Source organism: Vicinamibacterales bacterium (assembly GCA_041659285.1).
Lineage (GTDB): Bacteria > Acidobacteriota > Vicinamibacteria > Vicinamibacterales > UBA2999 > 12-FULL-67-14b.
Map to the genome: position 1 here is coordinate 43599 of JBAZYO010000003.1, position 26539 is coordinate 70137.

The 26539-nt window shown below is 66.1% G+C and carries 17 protein-coding genes, 5 tRNA genes and 1 pseudogene; 19 read left to right on the forward strand and 4 right to left on the reverse strand.

Translation table 11 applies throughout. From position 1 onward, the window contains the following. Positions 1-18 precede the first annotated feature (18 nt). The 3 genes from WC815_05090 to WC815_05100 form a co-directional block, all read right to left on the reverse strand. Positions 19-2127 carry a prolyl oligopeptidase family serine peptidase gene (locus WC815_05090; GenBank protein MFA5908134.1) on the reverse strand — a complete coding sequence of 703 codons (2109 nt, stop codon included), beginning with the start codon at positions 2125-2127 and terminating at the stop codon, positions 19-21. A 22-nt stretch (positions 2128-2149) separates the two neighbouring features. Continuing rightward, entirely contained in the window at positions 2150-3628 is a 1479-nt protein-coding gene (locus tag WC815_05095; GenBank protein MFA5908135.1) for an alkaline phosphatase D family protein, read from the reverse strand. 75 nt (positions 3629-3703) lie between these two features. Further along, positions 3704-4849 carry a N(4)-(beta-N-acetylglucosaminyl)-L-asparaginase gene (locus tag WC815_05100; protein MFA5908136.1) on the reverse strand — a complete coding sequence of 382 codons (1146 nt, stop codon included), beginning with the start codon at positions 4847-4849 and terminating at the stop codon, positions 3704-3706. Positions 4850-4917: 68 nt separating this feature from the next. Here WC815_05100 and ispD point away from each other — a divergent pair, with 68 nt between their 5' ends. Continuing rightward, positions 4918-6102 carry a 2-C-methyl-D-erythritol 4-phosphate cytidylyltransferase gene (gene ispD, locus WC815_05105; GenBank protein ID MFA5908137.1) on the forward strand — a complete coding sequence of 395 codons (1185 nt, stop codon included), beginning with the start codon at positions 4918-4920 and terminating at the stop codon, positions 6100-6102. A gap of 33 nt (positions 6103-6135) precedes the next feature. Here ispD and WC815_05110 read toward each other — a convergent pair whose 3' ends face one another. Then, positions 6136-6912, reverse strand: a complete 777-nt coding sequence (locus WC815_05110; GenBank protein ID MFA5908138.1) for a hypothetical protein — start codon at positions 6910-6912, stop codon at positions 6136-6138. 145 nt (positions 6913-7057) lie between these two features. Here WC815_05110 and gltX point away from each other — a divergent pair, with 145 nt between their 5' ends. From gltX to rpoC, 18 genes and pseudogenes are all read left to right on the forward strand, one after another. After that, the gene (gltX, locus tag WC815_05115) at positions 7058-8530 is read left to right on the forward strand and encodes a glutamate--tRNA ligase (GenBank protein ID MFA5908139.1); all 1473 of its coding nucleotides are present in this window, start codon (positions 7058-7060) and stop codon (positions 8528-8530) included. 20 nt (positions 8531-8550) lie between these two features. Continuing rightward, positions 8551-11532 carry an amidohydrolase family protein gene (locus WC815_05120; protein MFA5908140.1) on the forward strand — a complete coding sequence of 994 codons (2982 nt, stop codon included), beginning with the start codon at positions 8551-8553 and terminating at the stop codon, positions 11530-11532. A gap of 60 nt (positions 11533-11592) precedes the next feature. Continuing rightward, on the forward strand, positions 11593-12333 hold the full coding sequence (gene rlmB, locus WC815_05125) for a 23S rRNA (guanosine(2251)-2'-O)-methyltransferase RlmB (protein MFA5908141.1): 741 nt from the start codon (positions 11593-11595) through the stop codon (positions 12331-12333). 112 nt (positions 12334-12445) lie between these two features. Next, a tRNA-Thr gene (locus WC815_05130) sits at positions 12446-12522 on the forward strand. A 131-nt stretch (positions 12523-12653) separates the two neighbouring features. Beyond that, positions 12654-12740, forward strand: a tRNA-Tyr gene (locus WC815_05135). 129 nt (positions 12741-12869) lie between these two features. After that, positions 12870-12944 (forward strand) — tRNA-Gly (locus WC815_05140). A 22-nt stretch (positions 12945-12966) separates the two neighbouring features. Further along, positions 12967-13042, forward strand: a tRNA-Thr gene (locus WC815_05145). Positions 13043-13169: 127 nt separating this feature from the next. Next, the gene (gene tuf, locus WC815_05150) at positions 13170-14369 is read left to right on the forward strand and encodes an elongation factor Tu (protein MFA5908142.1); all 1200 of its coding nucleotides are present in this window, start codon (positions 13170-13172) and stop codon (positions 14367-14369) included. A gap of 96 nt (positions 14370-14465) precedes the next feature. Continuing rightward, a complete protein-coding gene (gene rpmG, locus WC815_05155) occupies positions 14466-14615 on the forward strand; it encodes a 50S ribosomal protein L33 (protein MFA5908143.1) in 150 nt (49 codons plus the stop codon). Between the two features lie 6 nt (positions 14616-14621). Beyond that, positions 14622-14697: transfer RNA gene (locus tag WC815_05160), tRNA-Trp, on the forward strand. 34 nt (positions 14698-14731) lie between these two features. After that, a complete protein-coding gene (secE, locus tag WC815_05165) occupies positions 14732-14989 on the forward strand; it encodes a preprotein translocase subunit SecE (protein MFA5908144.1) in 258 nt (85 codons plus the stop codon). Continuing rightward, positions 14989-15531 (forward strand): transcription termination/antitermination protein NusG, encoded by a 543-nt coding sequence (nusG, locus tag WC815_05170; GenBank protein MFA5908145.1) that lies wholly within the window; start codon positions 14989-14991, stop codon positions 15529-15531. The genes secE and nusG overlap by 1 nt, the downstream gene beginning before the upstream one ends. After that, positions 15531-15956 (forward strand): 50S ribosomal protein L11, encoded by a 426-nt coding sequence (gene rplK, locus WC815_05175; GenBank protein ID MFA5908146.1) that lies wholly within the window; start codon positions 15531-15533, stop codon positions 15954-15956. The genes nusG and rplK overlap by 1 nt, the downstream gene beginning before the upstream one ends. Positions 15957-16008: 52 nt before the next feature. Beyond that, positions 16009-16713 carry a 50S ribosomal protein L1 gene (gene rplA, locus WC815_05180; GenBank protein ID MFA5908147.1) on the forward strand — a complete coding sequence of 235 codons (705 nt, stop codon included), beginning with the start codon at positions 16009-16011 and terminating at the stop codon, positions 16711-16713. Between the two features lie 14 nt (positions 16714-16727). Next, on the forward strand, positions 16728-17255 hold the full coding sequence (rplJ, locus tag WC815_05185) for a 50S ribosomal protein L10 (GenBank protein ID MFA5908148.1): 528 nt from the start codon (positions 16728-16730) through the stop codon (positions 17253-17255). 77 nt (positions 17256-17332) lie between these two features. Then, positions 17333-17722, forward strand: a complete 390-nt coding sequence (gene rplL / locus WC815_05190) for a 50S ribosomal protein L7/L12 (protein ID MFA5908149.1) — start codon at positions 17333-17335, stop codon at positions 17720-17722. A gap of 105 nt (positions 17723-17827) precedes the next feature. Continuing rightward, positions 17828-22054 (forward strand): annotated as a pseudogene (gene rpoB / locus WC815_05195) (DNA-directed RNA polymerase subunit beta). Between the two features lie 71 nt (positions 22055-22125). Beyond that, a complete protein-coding gene (gene rpoC / locus WC815_05200) occupies positions 22126-26346 on the forward strand; it encodes a DNA-directed RNA polymerase subunit beta' (GenBank protein MFA5908150.1) in 4221 nt (1406 codons plus the stop codon). Positions 26347-26539 lie beyond the last annotated feature (193 nt).

Consider the following 26539-nt stretch of genomic DNA (forward strand, 5'->3'; position numbering starts at 1 on the left):
TCGGCGTAATCTGCGGCCCTAGTTTGACCGGTGCTTGAGCTTCCGGTTGAAGAACTCGGCGGCTGCTTTGTAGCCGCGAACCCAGTTCTGGTGTCGCAGAAAGTCGTGGACTTCGTCTGGGAACACGAGCTGCTCGACATCCACGCCCCGCTTGCGCAGCGCGATGATCAGGTTGATCGACTCGATGAACGAGACGTTGCGGTCGTCGTCGCCGTGGATGAGCAGCACCGGCGACTTCCAGCCATCGACGCTCGCCATCGGTGACGAGGCGAAGGCGCGGCGCGAGAAGTCCGGATCATCGAGCACGTTGTAGTCGGGTTGAAACGTGCGGATGCCCTGGTTCCAGTCGTGCACGCCGTGGAAGTCGACGCCGGCGGCGAACAGGTTCGAGGCGCGCGACAGGCCCATTGCGGTGAGGTAGCCGCCGTAAGAGCCGCCCCACAGCCCGATGCGGGACGGATCCACGTCAGGCCGGCTCTTCATGTAGAGGCCGGCCCCCATCACGTCGTTGAACTCGGCGCCGCCGGAGGCGCCGAAGTTCAGCGCTTCGCGGAACTCGAGGCCGTAGCCGATGCCGCTGCGGTAGTTCACCGACAGCACCACGTAGCCCTGGCTCGCCAGCCACTGGTTCATCGCATAGGCGTTCCGGTAGTAGTAGTTGTAGTGCCAGCCGAGCAGCATCTGCCGGCGCGAGCCGCCGTGGAAGAAGATCAGGCCGGGGCGCTTCTCGCCGGCCTTGAGGTCGCGCGGCACGAACAGCTGCGCGTGGATGGGCATGCCGTCGGTGGCGGTCACCATCACCGGTTGCGGTTCCACCAATTGCTTCGCGGGATACGAATCCGGCGGCATCGTCTCGGCCAGCGAGTGGCCGGCGCCGGCCGGGTTCACCACCAGCACCTGCGGTGGCATCATCCAGTCGGAATGCAGCATCGCCGTCTGGCCATCGCTCGTGACCGACGGCTGCCAGCTGATGCCGGCCTTCGTGATCGCCACCGGTTTCGCCGAACCGTCAACGGGCACCGTCCACACGCGCCGGCGATCGATGTCGTCCTGGTTCGAGTTGTAGACCATCCGCGAGCCGTCTGGACTCAGGCTTACGTACTCAACCTCGAACTCGCCGGGCGTGAGCAGCGTGGCCTGGCCGCCCTTGGCCGGAACCGAATAGAGGTGGAGCCAGCCGTCCTTTTCCCAGGGGAACACCAGGCGATCGCCCGCGCCCCAATGCACCTGGCTGTCGGCGACCACGCCCTGGAAGGCGCTGCCGTAGCCCTTAGTGGCCTTCCACACCTCGCGCGCCTGTCCGGACTTCACGTCGGCCACGCGCAGCGACCACGGCTCATCCACGTCGCGGCGGGGCGAGAACATTCGCGCGCGCGGTGCGGCGGCCTGCCGGATCCAAGCGAGGCGCGATCCATCCGGTGACCATGCGGCGTTGACGTCGCGGTCGAGCGACGGGTCGAGGTAGTGCAAGTCGCGGCCGGCGAGCGTGAACACGCCGGTGTAGCTGTGCGTGCCGCGGCCGCTGGTGAAGGCGAGCATCGATCCGTCCGGCGACCACGCCAGGCCCGACGCGGAACCGCGCGCGTTCACCAGCTGCGCCGGCTTGTCGTCCGGCGAGGCGAGGTCCACGCTCCAGATCTGTCCGCGCGACACCCACGCCACGCGCTGGCCGCGCGGCGACGCGGCCGGACCGTTGCCGGGCCCGAGACGGCGCGGCGCTCCGCCATCGATCGCGACGGCGTAGACCGCCTGGTCCGTTCCGTCCTGCAACTGCGCTGGGTTCGGCGACTCGCCCTGTCGATTGGCGCCGTCACCGCGCACATACACCAGGGTCTTGCCGTCACTAGTGAAGCCCGGCTCGGTGATCCACAGCCCGCTATCGCCGGTGTCGGCCGTCACCGCGCGGGCCTTGTGATCCGGTGGATCGGCCACCCACAGGTTGTGCACGCCGCTGTTGCTCGACACCCAGGCAATGCGGCCGCCGGTGGGCGCGGCGATGAGGTCGGTTTCGAACGACGTCTCCATCAGTGCGTCGATCGACACGGACGAGGCCGGCTGCGCCCAGGTCAGCGTACCGAGGGCGACGATCAGCACGAGTCCCGAGAGGAAGGTGAGGGTACGGTTCATGACGGTCACTCCAGTTGGTCGGCTACTTCTCGGCGTCCAGTTCCTGGCTCCACAGCCGCTCGTTCTTCAGGTTCCACAGCGCCGCCGTCATCCGCCGCGTGCGCGGGTCGATGGTCAGCGTGCCGAAAAACTGAAGGCCTTCACTGGGCGGTCGGTTCGGCTTCATGCCCGCGGGCGGGCTGTTGAACACCTGGGTGCAGCCGAAGGTAGGGTCCGCGGCGTTGGGTCCGAACGTGCCCGCATGGAGCGGCCCTCCCACGAATTCCCAGAACGGCGTGAAGTCCTTGAACACCGCCGCCTTCGCATCGTAAAAGTGCGCGGCGGAGTAGTGCACGTCCGCCGTCACCCACACCACGTTCCGCACGCGCTGCCGGCGAATAAACGACAGCAGGTCGGCGATCTCGAGTTCGCGGCCGAGCGGCCCGCCGGGGCCGTTGGCCCACGCTTCCCACGCCGGCACGCCGTTCACCTGCCCATCGCCGACGAGCAGGCCGAGGGGCATGTCGCTGGCGATGATCTTCCACGTGGCGGTGGACGCGCCAAGGCCCTGCTTGAGCCACGCCACCTGCGCGTCGCCCATCATGCGCGTGGCGGGGCCCGCGGCTTCCTCACGGTTGGCGCCATTGGCGGCGCGATAGCTGCGCTGGTCGAGCACGAACACTTCGGCGACCGGCCCGTACCGGTAGGCGCGGTAGACGCGTTCCGCCTCGTCGGGATGCGATCGAATGGGCAGGTACTCGAACATGGCCCGCTTGGCGCGCGCCGCCAGCAGCGCGATGCTGCGCTCGGTGTAGCCGGGGCGTGCCGACAGGTCGGTGCCTGGGCTCCAGTTGTTGAGCACGTCGTGGTCGTCCCACTGCACCACCATCGGCACCTGGCTGTTGAAGGCGCGGGCGTGGGTGTCGAGCAGGTTGTAGGCGTAGTTGCCGCGGAACTCGTCCAGCGTCTCGGCGACCTTGCTCTTCGCCGGCGTCATCACGTTCTTCCATACGGTGCCATCATCCAGCTTCACCTCAGGCTGCAACGGGCCGTCGGCGTAGATCATGTCGCCGGAGTGGATGAACAGGTCCGGGTGGTGCCGGGCCATGGTCTCGTAGAGGCGCAGGCCGCCGAAGTCGGGGTTGATGCCCCAGCCCTGGCCGACGACGTCGCCCGACCAGCAGATGGTGAGCGGTTGAGCGGCGGTGGGTGCGGCGCGAAATCGGCCGGTCACCGGCGCGCTGCGCAGCCCTGGGCGGGCGAGGTCGTCGAACCAGACCCGGTAGAAGACCGGCTCACCAGGCGTGAGGCCGCCGAGGTCGAGTTTGGCGGTGAGGCCGGTGGTTGCGAGCGCGGCCGGACCTTCGATCAGGCGCGGCGACGTGAAGCGCTCGTCGCGCGCGATCTCCACCATCATTCGCGCCGGGCGATCGGCCGCGCTCCACAGCATTGCGCGGGTCGGCGTGACGTCGCCCACCTGCACGCCGCCGGGCATCGCCGGGCCGGCCGATTCCTGGAGCACGCGGCTCATCACGGCGGGGCGGCGAACAGCCCTGACGCCGTACTGAGAAACGACCGTCGATTCATGTCGGCCTGCCTAGTCTTCCGGCGCGCCCGGCAGCAAGGGCTCGAGTTCGAGGACCTGCGCGCCGTTCTCGGTGCACACGGCGTACTTCGTCTCGCCGGCGTGATACATCGCCAGACCCGCGTATTCGCCGCGCTTGTTCAGCACGAAGAAGCGGATGTTGTAGTTGGGATTGCCCTTCGAGTTGAGCAGCCGCGCCTCGACGGTGTTGGCGCGGATGCGCTTGAGCGCCTCCATTCCGGCGTCCTTCGGCGACAGGCCGCGCCGCATCCCCTCGACGATCAGGAACGACGACAGGTTGTAGAGGTTGGCCTCGCCGCGTCCGGTGGAGCCGGCCGCGCCGACTTCGTTGTCCACGTAGAGCCCGGCGCCGAGGATGGGCGAGTCGCCCGTGCGCCCCGGGATCTTCCACGCCAGTCCGCTCGTGGTGGTGACGCCGCACAGGTCGCCGTTCGGCCCAATGGCGTCGCAGTTGATGGTGCCCCAGAAGCTGCCCTCGCGGATGAGGCCGTCGCGCACCATCGAGCGGCCGGCGGCGAGGCCGCGGGCCGCCAGGTCGCCGGGGTCCTTCTCGTGCCTCGGCTTGGGCTTCCGCGCATCGCCGTTAGGGTCGAGCCAGTGCTCCGGATCGACGCGTCGCTTCCACTCGCGCCACAGCTTGCGCGACTGGTCCGTGTTGAGGTCGTCCTCGATCTTGAACCCCATGGCCCGCGCGAACTGTTGCGCCCCGGCCCCCACCAGCAAGTGGTGATCGGTTTCGTCCATGACCGCCTTGGCCACGAGGGACGGCGTGCGGACGCCCTCGATGGCGGCCACGGCACCGGCGCGTTTCTTCGGGCCATGCATGCACGAGGCGTCGAGTTGAATCACGCCGTCGGCGTTGGGCAGCGCGCCGTAGCCGATGCCGGTCTCGAGCGGATCCAGCTCGGGGATGTTCACGCCGGCAATCAGCGCGTCGAGGACGTCCTGGCCCTCGGTGATCAGCCGGAAGGCGCGCTGCACCGCGTTCTCGGTGCCGCCGTTCTTGAATTCCCACCCCGAGTAGTCGGAGATCACCACGGGGCGCACCGTGCGCTGGATCAGGATCTCTGCCGAGAGCGGTGACGCCGCCGCCAGGGTGGCGGAAGCGGTTTTCACGAAGTCGCGTCTGGTGATCATCGGTAATGCTCCCCGCCGCACACGGCGGCGGGCCCATGCTACCTCACGGAGTACAATTCACCGTACCCATGCACGTAGCCGCCATCATTGCCGCCGGTGGGCGAGGCGTCCGGCTCGGCGCCGACCGCCCCAAGCAGTTCCTCGACCTCGGTGGCCGATCCATTCTCGACATGAGCATCGCCGCCCTGGCGTCGAGCGGCCGCATCGACGAGATCGTAGTCGCCGTCCCGCCGGACCACCTGGACGCCACCGCGGCGGCGTGGGCGCACGGCGCCGGCAAGCCGCTGACCTTTGTGGCCGGCGGCGCCCGCCGGCAAGACTCGGTGGCCAACGCCTTTGCGAAGACCTCGGCCGGCGCCGACATCATCCTGATTCACGACGCCGCCCGGCCCTTCGTCACCGGCGAGGTCATTGGCCGCGCGATTGACGCGGCGCGCGCGCACGGCGCCGCGATTGCCGCCATCCCCGTACGCGACACCGTGAAGCAGGCGGGAGCGACCGCGCCTGACGGCTCGCGTCCGATCACGGCGACCATTCCGCGCGAGTCGGTGCTGCTGGCGCAAACGCCGCAGGCGTTCCGGCGGGACGTGCTGGCGCGCGCGCTCGACGCCGGTCACGCCATCGACGCCACCGACGAAGCGATGCTGGTCGAACGTCTCGGCCTGCCGGTCCATATCGTCGATGGCGATCCAGGGAACATCAAAGTGACCACGCCGGACGATTTGGCGGAAGCGCAGCGACGCCTGGTGCCGGAAGGCCGGCACGTCAGTGCCGGCGGCATCCGCATCGGTAACGGCTACGACCTGCATCGGCTGGTCCCGGGGCGGCGGCTGATCCTGGCCGGCGTGACCATTCCCTTCGAGCTCGGCCTCGACGGCCACTCCGACGCCGATATCGTGTGCCATGCGGTGACCGATGCCGTGCTCGGCGCGGCGGCGGCCGGCGACATCGGCCGGCTGTTTCCCGACACCGATCCCAAGTGGCAAGGCGCCGACAGCATCGCCTTGCTGCGCGGCGCCCTGGAGCACGTGCACGCCCTGGGTTATCGGGTCTCGAACGTGGATGTGACCGTCATCGCGCAGAAGCCGAAGTTGTTGCCGTACCTCGAAACCATGCGCGCCAATCTCGCGGCGGCGTTGCAGGTGGATGCGGCAGCGGTCAGCGTGAAGGGCAAGACCAACGAGGGCGTGGACAGCATGGGCCGCGGCGAATCGATGGCCTGCCACGCCGTCGCGCTGCTTGCACAGGCCTGAGCCCGAACGGCACGAAGGGGCCGGGGACCGATTTCAGGAATCCGAGTCGGGCGGCAGAATATCTGGATACAACTTCCGGGCACAGTCCGGGCAAATGCCATGCGAGAACTGGGCCGCGCTGTGCTCGTGCACATACTGCTCGACTTGCTGCCAGTCGCCCGCGTCGGTACGCACCTTCTTGCAGTTTGAGCAGATCGGGATGATGCCGCGCAGCGTGTGCAGTTCGTTGAGGGCGCGTTCCGCCGCCGCCCGGGCCGCGCGCTCGCGGTCCCAGGCCTCCGACACCCAGTTCTGCAGGCCGGCGCGGCGCCGGACCATGACGACGCCGATGGCATTGATGAGCGCGAGCACGACGAGATCGGCCCCCAACGGTTGGTCGGCGCGCCCGGGCATCCAGATTCGCGCGAACATCAAGAACGCCGTCAGCAGCAGCGGTGGAACGACCTGCCGAAGCACGCTGTTGGGCAGCGCGCCGTACATCGCGACCAAGGGCAGGATCGCCTGGCTCGGCTGGTAGAACCAGCCTTGTGGCTGTTGCAGGGCGATGGTGACGAACACCGGGACAATGGCCAGCGTAGCCGCGAAGACGGCGCCGGAGAACTGCGCCCGGGTCCGCGCCCGCCGCACGAACCAGAGTGCCAGGATCGCCACCACGGCCGACGCCACGTGAGGCGCCAGGCCATCCAGAGTCCAGAAGCCCCGGTCGCTGGGGGTGACGGCGCCAAACCACACGGCCGGGATCAGGACGACGACGAACACCACGGTCGCCAGCCGGCGATCGCTCTCGAGCCGCAGCTCTTCGATCGACATGGTCAGTCTCGCCTCGACGTCTTGGGAGGCCACCTCTCGGTGGGTGCCGGGTTCGGCGCATCGTGCCACACCGAGCCGGACTCCGGCTTCACGCGAGGATACGCCAAAGCAGGCGATTCAAGCTGGTAAGATCGACTGCACGTCCATGAGAGTCCGCTTCGCCCCTTCGCCCACCGGCCACCTGCATGTCGGCAACGCGCGCACGGCGCTGTTCAACTGGCTGCTCGCGCGCGGTCAGAATGGCACGTTCATCCTGCGCATTGAAGACACCGATGTCGAGCGGTCCACCAGGGAATCCGAGCAGGCCATCCTGAACGATCTCCGCTGGATGGGCCTCCAGTGGGACGAGGGCGTCGAGGCGGGCGGCGACTTCGGTCCGTATCGCCAGACCGAGCGGCTCCAGACCTACGCGGACCACGCCCAACGCCTGTTGGCGGACGGCCAGGGTTACTACTGCTTCTGCTCCGCGGAAACGCTGGAGGCGCAGCGCAAGGCGCAGCTCGCCGCGGCGTTGCCGCCGAAGTACGCCGGCACCTGCCGGAACATCCCGCTCGCCGAGGCGGCCGCCCGCCGCGCCAACGGCGAGCCGGCGGTGATCCGCCTGCGCGTGCCCGAAGGCCGCGAGGTCACCTTCAACGACGTGGTCCGTGGGCCGGTTACGTTCCACACCGATGTGATTGGCGACCCGGTCCTGGTGCGCTCCGACGGCATTCCCGCCTACAACTTCGCGGTGGTCATCGACGATGAGCTGATGAAGGTGACGCACGTGATCCGCGGCGAGGACCACATCTCGAACACGCCGCGGCAGGTCCTGCTGTACGAAGCGTTCGGCTACACGCCGCCGGCTTTTGCCCACTTGTCGCTGGTGATGGGGCCCGACCACGCGCCGCTGTCGAAGCGCCACGGCGCCACCTCGGTCCGCGAGTTCCGGGAGAAGGGCTACCTGCCCGAGGCGCTGGTGAACTACTTGGCGCTGATTGGCTGGTCGCCCGGGCAGAACGAGGAGTTGCTGCCGGCCGCGGAGTTGGCGCGCCGCTTCCGGCTCGAAGATGTGTCCCACAGCTCGGGCGTGTTTGATGAAGACAAGCTGGCGTGGGCGAACCGGCATTACCTGAAACTGTGCGCGCCCGATCGCCTGGCCCAGCTCGCCGAGCCGCACTTGCGCGCGCGCGGCCAGATCGTCGGTCCGGTGTCGGCGGACGCGCGCGCCTGGCTCGAGCAGGTCCTCCCCGCAATGGCGACCTCTGTTGACCGACTGCCGCAGCTGGCGGATCGGCTCGAGGCCGTCTTCCGGCAGCCGGGGGCTCCTCTCGAGAATGAGCCGGGCCTTCCCGAGGTTGCGTTCGCGCTCGCCGCCGAACTTGGCGGCGGGGCACGGTTGGTGGACAAGGACACGTTTCGCGCGGTGGCGGGCCGGGTGAAGGAGCGCACCGGCCTCAAGGGCAAGGGGCTGTTTCATCCCATTCGCGTCATCCTGACCGGCGCCGCCGAAGGCCCCGAGCTCGACCTCATCGTCCCCGCGATCGATCGCGCCGCTGACCTGCGCGACTCGGGCCTGGCAGGCGTGGCGAGTTGCCAGGAGCGGGCGCTTTTCGCGGCGAGGATGCTAAATCCCTGACCTCCTGTAAGATGCGCTCAATGAAGCGCCAATTCATTCTGCTCGTCACGGCGGCGATGGTTGCCACCCTCGCCGCCCAGGCTCAACAGAAGCCCATGGTTCGCCGCGCCGCGGCGGCGGCGCCCGCCGCCATCGACGTCACCGTCCACGAAGGCACGTCAATGTCCGTGGCCATCTCGCCGGATGGCCGGACCCTGGCCACCGACATGCAAGGCAGCATCTGGACGCTGCCAGCCGGCGGCGGCGCCATGACGCGCATCACCGACGTCTTCAACGACGCGCGCCAGCCGATGTGGTCGCCCGACGGCCGCACCATCTCCTTCTTCGCGTATCGCGACGGCGGCTACGACCTCTGGTCGATCAACCCCGACGGCTCCAACCAGCGCAAGCTCACGTGGGGCACCTTCGACGATCGCGAGCCGATCTGGTCGCACGACGGCACGCGCGTGGCGTTCTCGTCGGACCGCGGCAACCCGCTGGGCAGCGACTACAACATCTGGATGCTCGACACGCGGTCGGGCGCCATCACCCAGGTCACCAAGGCCGCGGGTGAGGACTTCATGCCGACGTGGTCGCCGGACGACACCGAGATCGCGTTCGCGTCGTCGCGCGACAACTACGAAGGCCTTTGGGTCAGCAACGTGGCGACGGGAGCGGAGCGCAAGGTGCGCACCGTGGCCGGCGGCCGCGTTGACGCGCCGTCGTGGGGACCGGGCGGCCAGCTCCTGTATCACGTGACCGCGGCCAACCAGACCCGCTACGAGATCGACGGCAAGGCGGTGACCGGCCCCGAGAACGTGTTCGCGTTCCGCGCGTCATGGGCATCGGCGACGGAGATCATCTACGTGTCTGACGGCAGGATCCGCAAGCGTTCCATCGCCGGCCTGCCCATGCAGACGGTCGACTTCGCCGCGACCATGCAGGTGACGCACCCGGAATACGCGCGCCGCGTCCGCGACTTCACCTCCGCCGCGCCGCGCAAGGCGCTCGGCATCGTGCGGCCGGTGATTTCGCCGGACGGCACCCAGGTCGCCTTCGCGGCGGTCGGCGACATCTACGTGATGCCGATCGGCGGCGCCGCCGTCAACGTCACCAGGGACGCGGCGCTCGACACCGACCCGTCGTGGTCGCCCGACGGTTCGTCGCTGGTGTATTCCTCCGACAAGGACAGCGAGCAGCTGCAGCTCTGGATTCGCGACATGAAGAGCGGTCAGAGCCGCAAGGTGACCAACATCCCGACGCAGCCGCAGGGCGCCTCGTTCTCGCCCGACGGCAAGCGCATCGCGTTCTTCAACGTCGACGGCATGTGGCGCGTCGCCGAGATGTCGATCCTCGATCTCGACAGCGGGCGGATCACGAAGATTCACGACTCGCTGCCGCAGCCCGGCACGCCGACCTGGTCGCCCGACGGCAAGCGCATCGCGCTGGCCGGCATTGCGCCGATGACGGTGCGCTTCCGCGAGGGCACCAACCAGGTGCAGACGATTTCGGCTTCCGGCGGCGACGTCAAATGGTACGCCCCGGTGCCGATGCTCTCGATCGACTCGCGCGGCGGCGGCGGGCCGGTGTGGTCGCCGGACGGCACCAAGATGGCGGCCATCTACGAAGGCGTGCTGTCGGTGTGGCCGGTGGCGGCGAGCGGGGAGCCCCAGGGGCCGCCGCGGCGTGTCACCTCCGAAAGCGCGCACGCGCCCAGCTGGCAGGGCGACTCGCGGCACCTCCTCTACCAGTCGCTCGATCAGCTGCGCATCGTCGACATCGAAACCGGCGAGACCAGGACGGTCCCGTTGAACCTGACGTGGACGCCGGCCATCCCGAAGACCCGGATTGTCATCCATGCCGGCCGCCTGCTCGACATGAAGACGGCCACGCCGCGGAGCAACGTGGACATCACGGTGGTGGGGAACAAGATCGTGTCGGTGGTCGCGCACGCGGCGGCGAACCACGCCAAGGCGCAGGTGGTGGACGCCTCCAACCTCACCGTGATGCCGGGCCTGGTCGAGTTCCACTCGCACCTGCAGAAGGACTACGGCGAAGCGCAGGGCCGCGCCTGGCTGGCCTTCGGCGTGACGACGGTGCGCAGCCCGGGAAATACGCCGTACGAGGCGGTGGAGGATCGCGAGGCGAATGAGGCGGGCGTGCGCCCCGGCCCGCGCGTCTACGGCACCGGCTACCTGATGGAATGGAACCGCGTCTACTACAAGATGGGCATCGCGATTTCCAGCGTCAGCCAGTTCGAAATGGAACTGCAGCGCGCCAAGGTGCTCGAGCACGACCTGATCAAGAGCTACGTCCGCCTCCCCGACCTGCAGCAGAAGCGCATGGTCGAGTTCGCCCACAGCATCGGCGTGCCGGTGGCGACGCACGAGATCTGGCCGGCCTCGCTCGTCGGCGTGGACAACACCGAGCACACCGCCGCGACCAGTCGCCGCGGCTACTCGCCGAAGCAGGCGACGCTGCAGACCGCGTACGAGGATGTGGTGCAGCTGTTCGGCAAGAGCCAGCGGATCTTCTGCCCGATGATCTCCGGCGGCGGCGCGCGCAAGCTGTTCGAGGATGATCCGGCGCTGAAGCTGGATCCGCGCTTCAAGCTCTATCCGGGCTGGATCCAGCGCCAGGTGGCGGCGCAGCCCAACGCCCCAAGTCCGAGCGGCGGCGTCGATCCCACCGGCGGCAGCGGCAAGATGGTGCTCGACATCATGAAAGCCGGCGGTCTGGTCGTGGCCGGCACCGACACGCCGAATGCGGTGAACCTACATGGCGAGCTGATGTCGTATCGCATGGCCGGCATGGCGCCCTTCGACATCCTCAAGACCGCCACGGTGAACCCGGCGAAGGCGCTTGGCCTCGAGGCCGGGACGATCGAGGCGGGCAAGCTCGCCGACATCATCATGATCGACGGCGATCCGCTCGCCAACATCGCCAACACCGTGAAGGTCCGCAAGGTGATGGCGAACGGGCGCATGCACGACGTCGAACAGCTCGTTTCGCCGAAGCGGTAGACTTAACAGGAGATCAAGAGTCAAGGAGTCAGGTCTTTTGTTAAACCCTCCTGAACTGCCATGCTCATTTACGGAATCAACCCGGTCGCCGAGGCGATCAAGAGCGGCCGCGTCACGGAGATCCGTGTCGCGGAGCGCTCCGACGACCGCCTGCAGCGCCTCCTGGACGACGCCGCGCGCCGCGGCGTTCGCGTACGGCGGGTGTCGCGTGAGGTGCTGGACAACGAGTCGCGCGGCGGATCGCACCAGGGCGTGGTGGCCGATGTCGCCAGGCGCGCGGAGGTCACCCTTGACGATCTGGCGAAGGGCGAGGCCGGGCCGCCGCTGATCGTGGTGCTCGACGAGGTCGAAGATCCGCAGAACGTGGGCGCCATCCTGCGGACCGTGGACGCCTCCGGGGCCACCGGCGTGGTGCGCCAGACCCGCCGGGCGGCCGCGCTCGACGGGGCGGCGGCCAAGGCCTCGGCCGGGGCCGTCAATTACGTCCCGGTGGCCGACGTGGTGAACATCGCCCGGTCCCTCGAAGAGCTGAAAAAGGCGGGGGTCTGGACGGTGGGACTCGACGCCGACGCGGAAATGTCCTACTATGAATGGGATCTCACTCTTCCGACGGCGCTGGTTGTTGGCGCCGAGGGTCACGGGCTGCGACGGCTCGTGAGGGAACGGTGTGACCAGGTGGTCAGCATCCCCATGCTGGGCCACGTGGGAAGTCTTAATGTTTCGGCCGCGACTGCGATTGTCTTGTATGAGGCGGTCAGGCAGCGGCGGAGCCGGAGCCGGGGGAGGCCAGGGTCGTCCTAGGATGACTCGGCCGTTTGCACCCCGGAGGAGAGTAGGAACTGCTGTACGAGATACGTGTCCCTTCAGGTTGCATGGCTGGCACAAGACGTGCTAGCATTTCCGTTTTGTCTAGGCTGGCGTAGCTCAGCCCGGTAGAGCAGCTGATTTGTAATCAGCCGGTCGGGGGTTCAAATCCCTTCGCCAGCTCCATTGTTTTGAGCGCGCGCTAGACACGGACGGAGCAACAAGCAGGGGTCACCCTCAACACGAGCATTAACCGTGAAACCCATCGCGCAATGCGGCTGGCATGCCGTGTCGCCGGAGGGTTCGGAAGTAACAAGGGGCAGGTGGCGGAGCGGTCAATCGCAACAGACTGTAAATCTGTCGCCCCAGTGGCTACGAAGGTTCGAATCCTTCCCTGCCCACCAACTCTCGCTCCTGAAGCAGGCGAGGGTTGCCAGGAAAGCGTTTCGAGCTTCGGCGGGCAAGACCCCCCGTAAGGGGACGATTTGAAGGGCGTGAAGAGCGCCGAGCAAGTGGAGTGGCGAGGCGCGAAGGCGGGAGTAACTCAGTGGTAGAGTCACAGCCTTCCAAGCTGTTGGTCGCGGGTTCGATCCCCGTCTCCCGCTCCACAATCGGCTGATGAACGTTCAGGCTGATGTAGCTCAGTCGGTAGAGCACGTCCTTGGTAAGGACGAGGTCACCGGTTCGATCCCGGTCATCAGCTCCAGTTGTTGCGAAAAAGAAACCGGGATTCTTTTTCGCGTAGGTAAGCAGGCAGGGAAACAGTACCCCGGTTTCTTTGATACCGACGCCGGCACGGGGCCGGGTCGTAAGGAAGCGAGCGAAGGCGAGTCATGGCGAAAGAGAAGTTTGATCGGTCCAAAGCGCACGTCAACGTTGGCACCATTGGCCACATCGACCACGGGAAGACGACGCTCACGGCGGCGCTGACCAAGGTTTCGGCGGACAAGGGCTGGGCGAAGTTCGTCCCTTACGACCAGGTCGCCAAGGCCTCGGAATCGCAGGGGCGCCGCGACGAAACCAAGATTTTGACGATCGCGACGAGCCACGTGGAATACGGCACGGCGACTCGTCATTACGCGCACGTCGACTGCCCCGGCCATGCCGACTACATCAAGAACATGATCACGGGCGCGGCGCAGATGGACGGCGCCATCCTCGTGGTCAGCTGCATCGACGGCCCGATGCCGCAGACCCGCGAGCACATCCTGCTCGCCAAGCAGGTCAACGTGCCGTACATCGTCGTCGCCCTGAACAAGGTGGACGCGGTGGACGACACCGAACTGGTGGACCTGGTCGAACTCGAAGTCCGCGAGCTGCTCAAGAGCTACGGCTTCCCGGGCGACGACCTGCCGGTGGTTCGGGTGTCGGCGCTCGGCGCGCTCAACGGCGACCCCAAGGGCGTCGAGTCGGTCACCAAGCTGATGGAAGCGCTCGATACCTACATCCCGGTGCCGCAGCGCGACGTCGACAAGCCGTTCCTGATGCCGATTGAAGACGTGTTCTCGATCTCGGGCCGTGGCACGGTGGTCACCGGTCGTATCGAGCGCGGCCAGGTCAAGGTCGGCGAAGAGGTCGAGATCATCGGCTTCAAGCCGAGCGAGAAGAAGATCGTCACCGGCGTCGAGATGTTCCGCAAGCTGCTCGACTCGGGCCAGGCGGGCGACAACGTCGGCATCCTGCTGCGCGGCGTGGAAAAGGAAGACGTCGAGCGCGGCCAGGTGCTGGCCAAGCCCGGTTCGATCAAGCCGCACACCAAGTTCAAGGCCGAAGTCGTGGTGTTGAGCAAGGAAGAGGGCGGCCGTCACACGCCGTTCTTCAACGGCTACCGCCCCCAGTTCTACTTCCGCACCACCGACGTGACCGGCACGTTGAACCTGAACGAAGGCGTCGAGATGATCATGCCCGGTGACAACACCAGCGTGAACGTCGAGTTGATTGCCCCGGTGGCGCTCGAAAAGGGCGCGAAGTTCGCCATCCGCGAAGGCGGCCGCACGGTCGGCGCCGGCTCGGTCACGGACATCATCGAGTAGTTTGGTGCTCAGGTGCTGCGGTAATGGAGTGCCCGGGTGCGGAAGCACCTCGGCCCTTCAGCGCTTCAGCACCCCGGCACAATCAAGGATTGAGCAATGAGAGACATCATCCAGCTGGCGTGCGGCGAGTGCAAACGCCGCAACTACAGCACGACGAAGAACAAGAAGAAGACCACCGAGCGGCTCGAGATGAAGAAGTACTGCCGTTTCTGCCGGAAACACCAGCCGCACAAGGAGCAGAAGTAGGCGCGTAGGCCAGTAGCTCAATTGGCAGAGCACCGGTCTCCAAAACCGGGGGTTGGGGGTTCGATTCCCTCCTGGCCTGCCATTCATGACTGCGGCACGCGGCACTTTGCGAACCGATGAGCACCGAGACTATTGAACAGTCCGGCGAGCGGACCCTGAAGGGTCCGCTGGGCTGGTGGCAGCGCGCGGGAGAGTTTTTCTCCGAGGTGCGCAACGAGATGAAGCGGGTCACGTGGCCGTCGCAGCGCGAGGTCTACGCGACAACCGTGGTGGTGATTCTCACGTCGGTGTTCTTCGGGGTGTACCTGTTTGGCGTTGACCTGTTGTTCGGCCGCGCGGCCGAATGGGTCTTCCGCCGCTTCGGGGGCGCGTAATGACCGACGTCGCGACCAAGAGCTGGTACATCGTCCACACCTATTCGGGCTTCGAGAAGAAGGTCGCCGAGTCGCTCGAGGAGCGCAAGAAGGCATATGGGCTCGCCGACGAGATTGGCGAGATCCTGATCCCGACCGAGGATGTCGTCGAGATGCGCGGGGGCCGCAAGGTGGTCTCCTCCAAGCGCTTCTTCCCCGGCTACATCCTGGTCGAGATGAACATGACCGACAACGCGTGGCACGTCGTCAAGAACACGCCGAAGGTCACCGGATTTGTCGGCGCCGGCTCGAAGCCGACGCCGCTCAGCAAGGAAGAGGTCGAGCAGATTCTCGACCAGGTCAAGACGGCGGCGGAGAAGCCGAAGCCGAAGTACACGTTCGACAAGGGCGACCAGGTGCGCATCAACGAGGGCCCGTTCACCGGCTTCAACGGCGCGGTCGACGAGGTCAACGTCGAGAAGAACACGCTGAAGGTGATGGTTACGATCTTCGGCCGCGCGACACCAGTGGAGCTCGATTTTCTGCAGGTTGAGAAACTGTAATGGCGAAAAAAGTTCAGGCAATGGTCAAGCTCCAGATTCCCGCCGGCAAGGCCACTCCGGCCCCGCCCGTGGGCACGGCGCTCGGCCCGCACGGCGTCAACATCATGGACTTCGTCAAGGCCTTCAACGCCAGGACGGCGAAGGACGACGGGCTGATCATTCCCGCGGTGGTGACGATCTACTCGGACCGCTCGTACACCTTCATCACCAAGACGCCGCCGGCGTCGGTGCTGCTGAAGCGCGCGGCGAACCTCGCCAAGGGGTCCGCGGTGCCGAACAAGAACAAGGTCGGCCAGGTGACGGCGAAGCAGGTCGAGGAGATCGCCAAGCTGAAGATGCCCGACCTCAACACCGATTCGATCGAATCGGCCGTCCGCACCGTGTCCGGCACGGCGCGCTCGATGGGACTCGACGTAGTCGGATAGGCAAGTGGGAGGGCTGGCTTCGGCCACCCGCTAACACCACGGTTGGAGAAACATGAGAACACACGGCAAAAAGTACACGGCGGCCCGCGGGCAGGTGGAGAACAAGGTGTATCCACTGGCTGACGCGCTCCCGCTCGTGCAGAAGATCAAGTTCGCCAAGTTCGACGAGACCGTGGCGCTGTCGATTCGCCTCGGTGTCGACCCCAAGCACGCCGACCAGATGGTGCGCGGCACGGTGGTCCTGCCGCATGGCCTCGGCAAGTCCAAGAGCGTGCTGGTGATTGCCGGCCCGGACAAGCAGAAGGAAGCGCTCGAGGCCGGCGCCGACATCGTCGGCGGCGAGGAACTGGTCGAGAAGATCAACGCCGGCTGGACCGCGTTCGACGCGGTGGTGGCGACGCCCGACATGATGCGCGCGGTGGGCAAGCTGGGCAAGGTGCTCGGTCCCCGCGGCCTGATGCCGAACCCGAAGACCGGCACCGTGACGCCGAACGTGGCGCAGGCGGTCAAGGAAATCAAGGCCGGCAAGGTGGAGTTCCGCGTCGACAAGACCGGCATCGTCCACGCCCCGGTCGGCAAGACCTCCTTTTCGGCGGAGAACCTCGTCGACAACGCGACGGCGCTGATCGACAGCATCGTGCGGGCCAAGCCGGCGGCGGCGAAGGGCAAGTACCTCAAGAGCATCACGGTGTCGTCCACGATGGGCCCCGGCGTCAAGATCGATGAAAGCGGCGTGGAAACAGCCGCGAAGAAGTAGGCGGGGCAGAAATCATGGCAGTGACACGAGCCGACAAGACCGCCGCAGTGACAGCACTGGAAGGCATGTTCAAGGGCGCCGAAGTGGCGATCCTGGTGGACTACAAGGGCATCAACGTGCCCCAGGTGACGGAGCTGCGCTCGCAGCTGCGCAAGTCGAAGGCCAGCTACAAGGTCGTCAAGAACTCGCTGGCCAAGCGGGCGCTGAAGGGCACCGCCTACGAGACGCTGGCGGGATACTTCGAGGGCACCACCGCGGTGGCCTATACCGACGGCGATCCGGTGGCGCTGGCGAAGACGCTGACGACCTTCATGAAGACGGTGCCGGCGCTGCAGATCAAGGCGGCGGTGGTGCAGGGGCAGACCTTGAAGGCGGCGGAAGTGGCGAGCCTCGCCACGCTGCCGGGCAAGCCCGAACTCTACGCGAAGCTGCTCTTCCTCCTCCAGGCGCCGATGGTGAACCTGGTGCGCGTGCTGAACGCGGTGCCGAGGGATCTGATGAGCGTGCTCGTGCAGGCGGAAACGAAGCGCAAAGAATCATAGGGTCGCGGCGGCGCGGGCATGAGCCCAAGCCCCAAGCCCCAGGACCCCAGCCGTTTTTTACTTAAGGAGCGATAGCAATGGCCGACGTGAATCAGCAGCAGGTGATCGACTACATCAAGGGCATTACCGTGATGGAGCTCTCGGGGCTCGTCAAGGCGCTCGAAACCGAACTGGGCGTGTCCGCCGCGGCGGCGATGCCGATGGGGATGCCGATGGGCGGCGGCGCCGCCGCCGGCGCGGCGCCGGCGGAAGAGCAGACCGAATTCACGGTGACCCTGACCGACATTGGCGGCAACAAGATCAACGTGATCAAGGCGGTCCGCGAAGTCACCAGCCTCGGCCTCAAGGAAGCCAAGGACCTCGTCGAGAGCGCGCCCAAGCCGATCAAGGAAGGCGTGACCAAGGACGAGGCCGCGAGCATCAAGAAGAAGTTCGAGGAAGCCGGCGCGAAGGTCGAAGTCAAGTAACACCTCGACCGACGCGGACAGTTTACGACCGTGGTGACGGACACCAGGGGTGAGCCCCTGGTGTCCGCCGTACTTTTTTTCACCTCCCGGGACCCCGAGCGACGCATGTACAGCCTTCCGAAAAACGTCTACCGCGAGCGTAAGGACTTCTCGAAGATCAAGACGACGGTTCCGATTCCGAACCTGATCGAGATCCAGCGGAAGAGCTACGAACGCTTCCTGCAGATGAACCGTCTGCCCTCGGAGCGCGAGGACCAGGGCCTGCAGTCGGTGTTCAAGTCGGTCTTCCCGATCAGCGACTTCCGGGAGAACTCGTCGCTTGAATTCATCGAGTACTCGATCGGCAATTGGGAATGCAAGTGCGGCAAGCTCCAGGGCCTGCACCACCTGCGCAAGCCGTGCAAGAGCTGCGGCCACACCCTGATCTGCGATCCGTACGGCGACAAGGACGTGCTGTGCCCGAAATGCGGCACCGGCAACCACGCCCGCGGCGACATGTGCGACATCTGCGGCAACGCGGTCGCGCTGAAGCTGAAGTACGACGTCGACGAGTGCCAGGAGCGCGGCATGACCTACGCCGTGCCGCTGAAGGTGACGATCCGCCTGGTGGTCTGGAACAAGGACCCCGAGACCGGCGTCAAGACCATCCGCGACATCAAGGAGCAGGAAGTCTACTTCGGCGACATCCCGCTGATGACCGACAACGGCACCTTCATCATCAACGGTACCGAGCGCGTCATCGTCTCGCAGCTGCACCGCTCGCCGGGCGCCTTCTTCCACTCGGAAGACAAGAACCTCTACGTCGCGCAGATCATCCCCTATCGCGGCTCCTGGGTCGAGTTCGAGTACGACACCAAGAACCTGCTCTACGTCCGCATCGACCGCAAGCGGAAGTTCCTCGCCTCGGTGTTCCTGCGCGCCCTCGGGCTGCGCGGCGCCGACGAGATCATCCGCACCTTCCACCAGGTCGATCGCCTCAACCTGCGCGACAACGCGCTCTATTGGTCGGTCGGCGAAGGCCTGGTCGGCCAGCGCTCGCGCCGTGACGTCAAGGCCGGCGACGTCTCGATCGGTGAAGGCAAGAAGATCACCAAGACCCACATCGAGGGCCTGCGCAAGGCCGGGGTCAAGGACATCGCGATTACCGACGAGGCGCTCGAAGGCGCCTTCGCCGCCGCCGACATCGTCGATCCGGCCACCGGCGAGGTGCTGCTCGAGGCCAACGACGAGTTGAGCCAGCGCGTGGTGGCGATGGCGCACGAGAAGGGCGTCGAGAAGATCGACGTGTTCTTCCCCGAGCGCGACGAGGTCGGGCCGATCATGTCGGCGACCCTCAAGAAGGACCCGATCCGCACGCACGAAGAGTCGCTGATCGAGATCTACCGCCGCCTGCGGCCGGGCGACCCCCCGACCCTCGACAGCTCGCGTTCGCTGTTCGAGAACATGTTCTTCAACCCGCAGAAGTACGACTTCTCTCGCGTTGGCCGGCTCAAGCTCAACACCAAGCTGAAGCTGACGACCCCGCTCGACGAGCGCATCCTGCACCCGCAGGACTTCTACGAGGTGATCAGCTACCTGCTGAAGCTGCGCAAGAACGCGGCCAACGTCGACGACATCGATCACCTGGGCAACCGCCGCGTCCGCTCGGTCGGCGAGCTCCTGGAGAACCAGTTCCGCATCGGCCTGGTCCGCATGGAGCGCGCGATCAAGGAGAAGATGTCGGTCTACCAGGAAATGGCCACGGCCATGCCGCACGACCTGATCAACGCCAAGCCGGTGATGGCCGCGATCCGCGAGTTCTTCGGCTCGTCGCAGCTGTCGCAGTTCATGGACCAGACCAACCCGCTCTCCGAAGTGACGCACAAGCGGCGTCTCTCGGCGCTCGGGCCGGGCGGCCTGTCGCGCGAGCGCGCCGGCTTCGAGGTGCGCGACGTCCACACCACGCACTACGGCCGCATCTGCCCGATTGAGACGCCGGAAGGCCCGAACATCGGCCTGATCAGCTCGCTCAGCTCGTACGCCCGCATCAACGAGTTCGGCTTCATCGAGTCGCCGTACCGCAAGGTCAAGAACGGCCAGGTCATCGACTACGTGCTGGTGACCAACGCCGGGGGCCACCCCAAGTACAAGAACGGCGAAATCGTCGAGGCCGACGAGCTGGTCGGCGCCGACGGCCGCGCCAAGAAGAAGGGCGTCGAGTTCGAGCCGTTCTGCTTCTACCTGTCGGCGTGGGAAGAGGACCAGTACATCGTCGCGCAGGCCAACGTCGCGCTCGACGAAGACATGCGCATCAAGGACGAGCGCGTCAACGCCCGCCAGACCGGCAACTTCATCCTCGCCTCGCGCGAGCAGGTGCAGTTCATCGACGTCTCGCCCAAGCAGCTGGTCTCGGTCGCCGCCTCGCTGGTGCCGTTCCTCGAGAACGACGACGCCAACCGCGCGCTGATGGGATCGAACATGCAGCGCCAGGCGGTGCCGCTGCTGCGGGCCCAGGCGCCCTACGTCGGCACCGGCATGGAGTACATCACCGCGCGCGACTCCGGCGCCGTCGCCGTGGCCCGCCGCACCGGCACCGTTGACTTCGTCGACAGCACCCGCATCGTCGTGCGCGTCGAGTCGGAGTCGGACGTCAACGAGGACATGGGCGCGGACATCTACCCGCTGACCAAGTTCAAGCGCTCCAACCAGAACACCTGCATCAACCAGAAGCCGATCGTGCGCGAAGGCCAGAAGGTGCAGAAGGGCCAGGTCCTCGCCGACGGTCCGTGTACCGAGCTGGGCGAGCTGGCGCTGGGCCGCAACGTGCTGGTGGCGTTCATGCCGTGGCGCGGCTACAACTTCGAAGACGCCATCCTGGTGTCCGAGAAGATGGTGCGCGACGACTACTACACCTCGATTCACATCGAGGAATTCGAGATCGAGGCCCGCGACACCAAGCTCGGGCCCGAGGAAATCACCCGCGACATCCCCAACGTCTCGGAAGGCTACCTCCGCGACCTCGACGACAGCGGCATCATCCGCATCGGCGCCTCGGTCAAGCCCGGTGACATCCTGGTCGGCAAGGTGACGCCGAAGGGCGAGACCCAGCTGACGCCGGAAGAAAAGCTGCTGCGCGCGATCTTCGGCGAAAAGGCCGGCGACGTCCGCGACGCCTCCCTGATTTGCCCCCCGGGCATCGAGGGCATCATCGTCGGCGTCAAGATCTTCTCCCGCAAGGGCATCGAAAAGGATGACCGCGCGAAAGCGATCGAGCAGGAAGAGCTCGACATGATGGAGAAGAACCTGCAGGACGAAATCCGCATCCTGCACGACGAGACCAAGAAGCGGGTCGTCAACATGCTGCAGGGCCAGACCCTGCGCGCCGACCTGTTCGACGAGTTCGGCCGCGAGCGGCTGCTCAAGAAGGGCCAGCAGCTGTCGATCGACGCGATGCAGCCGGTGCCATTCGTGGCCCTGGTGCGCTCGAAGATCCAGACCGACGACGCGGCGCTCGAGCCGGATCTGCGGCTGGTCGAGGAGCGCACCGAGCGGCAGGTCGAGGTCATCAAGCAGCTGTTCGAGGAGAAGAAGGAAAAGATCCGCCGCGGCGACGAACTGCCGCCGGGCGTGATCAAGCTGGTCAAGGTTTATGTCGCGATGAAGCGCAAGCTGTCGGTCGGCGACAAGATGGCCGGCCGCCATGGTAACAAGGGCGTGATCGCGCGCATCCTGCCCGAAGAGGACATGCCCTACCTGCCGGACGGAACGCCGGTGGAAATCGTGCTCAATCCGCTGGGCGTGCCGTCGCGCATGAACGTCGGCCAGATCCTCGAGACGCACCTCGGCTGGGCCGCGCACGCGCTGGGCCTCTACTTCGCGACGCCCGTCTTCGACGGCGCGACCGAGAAGGAAATCATGGGCTGGCTCGACAAGGCCGGCCTCGAACAGCGCGGCGGCAAGACCACGCTGTGCGACGGCATGACCGGCGTGCCGTTCGAGCAGGATGTAACCGTTGGTTACATTTACATGCTCAAGCTGTCGCACCTGGTTGACGACAAGATCCACGCCCGCTCGATCGGGCCGTACTCGCTGATTACGCAGCAGCCGCTGGGCGGCAAGGCCCAGTTCGGCGGCCAGCGCTTCGGCGAAATGGAAGTGTGGGCGCTCGAGGCGTATGGCGCCGCGCACATCCTGCAGGAATTGCTGACCGCGAAGTCGGACGACGTGACCGGCCGCGCGAAGATTTACGAATCAATCGTGAAGGGCGACGCGTCCTTCACGGCGGGACTCCCCGAGTCGTTCAATGTGCTCATCCGCGAGCTGCAGTCGCTGTGTCTTGACGTGGAGCTCATCTCCACGAAACGCAAGCCGGCGGAACTGACCGAAGAAGTCCCGGCCGAGCCGGTGCTGGAGGGTTGATGAACATGAGACCAAGCTTCACCGACGCCAAGACCACCCTGCGCGCCGACTTCGACGCGATCCGGATCAGCCTGGCGTCGCCGGAGAAGATCGAGCAGTGGTCGTTCGGCGAGGTGACCAAGCCGGAAACGATCAACTACCGCACGTTCAAGCCTGAACGCGACGGCTTGTTCTGCGCCAAGATCTTCGGGCCGATCACCGACTGGGAATGCCTGTGCGGCAAGTACAAGCGCATGAAGCATCGCGGCGTGATCTGCGACAAGTGCGGCGTCGAAGTGACACAGGCCAAGGTGCGCCGCGAGCGCCTCGGTCACATCAAGCTGGCGACCCCGGTCAGCCACGTCTGGTTCTTCAAGGGCCTGCCGAGCCGCATCGGGCACCTGCTCGACATCTCGCTGCGCGACCTCGAGCGCGTGCTCTACTTTGAGGCCTACGTGGTGGTGGACCCGGGCGAGACCAAGCTGGTGCAGAACCAGCTGCTCACCGAGGACCAGTTCCGCAAGGCCCGCGAAGAGCACGGCTACTCGAAGTTCAAGGCGCAGATGGGCGCCGAGGCGATCAAGGAGCTGCTCAAGCGCGTCAGCGTCGACAAGCTCGCCGTCGAGATGCGCGAGCGGATGCGCACCGAGACCTCGGCGCAGAAGAAGCTGAAGTTCGCCAAGCGCCTGAAGGTGGTCGACGCCTTCCGCAAGTCGAGCAACAAGCCCGAGTGGATGATCCTGGACGTGGTGCCGGTGATTCCGCCCGAACTGCGCCCGCTGGTGCCACTGGACGGCGGCCGCTTCGCCACCTCCGACCTCAACGACCTCTATCGCCGCGTCATCAACCGCAACAACCGGTTGAAGAAGCTGATGGAGCTGAAGGCGCCGGACGTCATCATCCGCAACGAAAAGCGCATGCTCCAGGAAGCGGTGGACGCGCTGTTCGACAACGGCCGCCGCGGCCGCGTGCTGCGCGGCGCCAACAACCGGCCGCTGAAGTCGCTGTCGGACACCCTCAAGGGCAAGCAGGGCCGCTTCCGCCAGAACCTGCTCGGCAAGCGCGTCGACTACTCCGGCCGTTCGGTGATCGTGGTCGGTCCCGAGCTGAAGCTGCACCAGTGCGGCCTGCCGAAGAAGATGGCGCTCGAGCTGTTCAAGCCGTTCATCTACAACAAGCTCGAGGAGCGCGGCCTGGTCGCCACCATCAAGCAAGCCAAGGAGATGGTCGAGAAGCAGGTCCCCGAAGTGTGGGACGTGCTCGAAGAGGTCATTCGCGAGCATCCCGTGCTGCTCAACCGCGCGCCGACACTGCATCGCCTGGGCATCCAGGCGTTCGAGCCGGTGCTGGTCGAGGGCAAGGCCATCCGCATCCATCCGCTGGTGTGCACGGCGTTCAACGCCGACTTCGACGGCGACCAGATGGCGGTGCACATCCCGCTGTCGCCCGAGGCCCAGATCGAAGCCTCGACGCTGATGATGTCGTCGAAGAACATCCTGTCGCCCAGCAACGGCACGCCCGTGGCGGTGCCGTCGCAGGACATCGTGCTCGGCTGCTACTACCTGACCAAGGCCAAGCCGGGCGCCAAGGGTGAAGGCCGCGCCTTTGCCTGCGTCGACGACGTGGTCCTGGCGCTGGAGGCCGGCGAGCTCGAGACGCTGACCCCGATCCGCCTGCGCTACACCGGCCCGCTGCAGGACATGGCCTCGTCGCGCGACGACCAGGACGTGCTGCACACCGAAGTGCAGATGGTCGAGAACAAGATCATCAACACCACCGTCGGCCGCGTCATCTTCAACGACGCGCTGCCGAAGGGCATTCCGTTCGTCAACGGCATGCTCAAGAAGAAGGGCCTGCAGCAGCTGGTCCAGCATTGCTACCTGACGACCGGCATCGACAACACGGTCGAGATGCTCGACAGCCTCAAGCAGGTCGGCTTCACCTACGCCACCCGCTCGGGCATGTCGATCGGCATTCAGGACCTGATCATTCCGCAGAACAAGGCGGTCCTCTCGCAGAACGCCCACGACGAGGTGATCAAGGTCGAACAGCAGTACCTCGAGGGCGCGATCACCAACGGCGAGCGCTACAACAAGGTCATCGCGGTGTGGTCGGACGTCACCGAGAAGATCGCCGACGCCATGTTCGGCGAGATGGAACAGCGCGACAAGGAAGGCAAGTTCAACCCGGTTTACATCTTCGCCGACTCCGGCGCCCGCGGTTCGAAGCAGCAGATCCGCCAGCTGGCGGGCATGCGCGGCCTGATGGCGAAGCCGTCGGGCGAAATCATCGAGCAGCCGATCAAGGCCAACTTCCGCGAAGGCCTCTCGGTGCTCGAGTACTTCATCTCGACCCACGGCGCGCGCAAGGGCCTGGCCGACACGGCGCTGAAGACCGCCGACTCGGGCTACCTGACCCGCCGCCTGGTCGACGTGGCGCAGGACGTGATCGTCTCGGATCACGACTGCGGCACCCTGGACGGCATCGAGGCCCGGGCGATCGTCGAAAGCGGCGAGGTCATCGAGCCGCTGCGCGACCGCATCATCGGCCGCGTCTCGCTCGAGAAGATCGTCGACCCGATCAAGGGCGGCCTGATTCTCGACTTCAACCAGGAGATCGACGAACAGCTGGCGGCCGACGTGCAGGACGCCGGCATCGAGAAGGTGAAAATCCGCTCGGTGCTGACCTGCGCCTCGCGCCGCGGCGTCTGCAAGCGCTGCTACGGCCGCGACCTCTCGACCGGCAAGCTGGTCGAGCTCGGCCTGGCGGTCGGCGTGGTCGCCGCGCAGTCGATCGGCGAGCCCGGCACGCAGCTGACGATGCGCACGTTCCACATCGGCGGCACGGCCTCGCGCATTTCCGACCAGTCAACCCTCGACTCGAAGCACAAGGGCGTGGCCAAGTACGACAACCTGCAGACGGTCGAGCGTCCGAACCCGTCCGGCGGCGTCGAGATCGTGGTCATGAACCGCACCGGCTTCATCGTCGTGCAGGACGACAAGGGCCGCGACCGCGAGCGTTACCAGGTGGTCTACGGCGCGCGTCTCAAGGTCAAGGACGGCGAAGCCGTCGACACCGGCAAGATCCTCGTCGAGTGGGATCCCTACACCTTCTCGATCCTGACCGAAGAGAAGGGGCAGATCCGGTTCAAGGACATCATCGACGGCGTCACCGTCCAGGAAGACCTCGACGAGGTCACGGGCCTGTCCCGTCTCATCGTCGTCGACTCGCCGGACGAGAAGAAGCAGCCGACGGTGGAAATCAAGTCCGCGAACGGCACCACGATTCGCCGCTACATCATGCCGGTCAGTGCCCACCTGATGGTGCAGGACGGCGAGATGGTCAACGCCGGCGACGTGCTGGCGAAGATCCCGCGCGAGACTACCAAGACCAAGGACATCACGGGCGGCCTGCCGCGCGTGGTCGAACTGTTCGAGGCCCGCAAGCCGAAGGATCCGGCCGTGATCAGCGAGATCGACGGCTCGGTCAAGTACGGCGGCGTGGTCAAGGGCCAGCGCAAGATCATGATCGTGGCCGACGACCCGAACGCCGAGCCGCGTGAATACAGCATCCCCCGTGGTGTGCACGTCAACGTCCAGGAAGGCGACCGCGTCCGCGCCGGCGACCCGCTGATGGACGGCCCCAACAACCCGCACGACATTCTCCACGTGCTGGGCGAGAAGGAACTGCAGAAGTACCTGGTCAACGAGATCCAGGAGGTCTACCGCCTGCAGGGCGTGAACATCAACGACAAGCACATCGAGGTGATCACTCGCCAGATGATGCGCTGGGTCCGCGTCGAAGACGTCGGCGACACGGAATTCCTGGTCGACGAGCAGGTTGACAAGTTCCGGTTCATGGAAGAGAACGAGCGCGTCATCGGCAACGGCGGCCACCCGGCCAAGGCCCAGCCGCTGCTGCTCGGTATTACCAAGGCGTCGCTGTCGACCGAGTCGTTCATCTCGGCGGCATCGTTCCAGGAGACCACGCGCGTCCTCACCGAGGCCGCCATCTCCGGGAAGATCGACTACCTGCGCGGCCTGAAGGAAAACGTGACGATGGGACGCCTGATCCCCGCCGGCACGGGCTTCTGGTGGTACCGGCACGTGCAGATTCCGGCGGACGAGCCGCCACCGCCGCCGCCGGTGCAGCAGCCGAGCGACGACGAGCTGGAACTGGATCGCGAGATGGAATATCTCGTCGAGCCGGAAGAAGCACTCGACCGGGGGATCACCGAAGTCGAGTAACACTGAACGTAGGGCGCCACTTCATGTGGCGCCCTTCGTGTTTAACCGAGCCTTCGACGCGCCAGTCGATCGCTCTCGCGATCAACTGGCTTGCTCAGGCCAGGGCGACGACGAGCTGGAGCTCGATCGTGAGATGGAGTATCTCGTGGAGCCGGAAGAGGCAGAGGCCAGAGGGATTACCGAGGTCGAATAA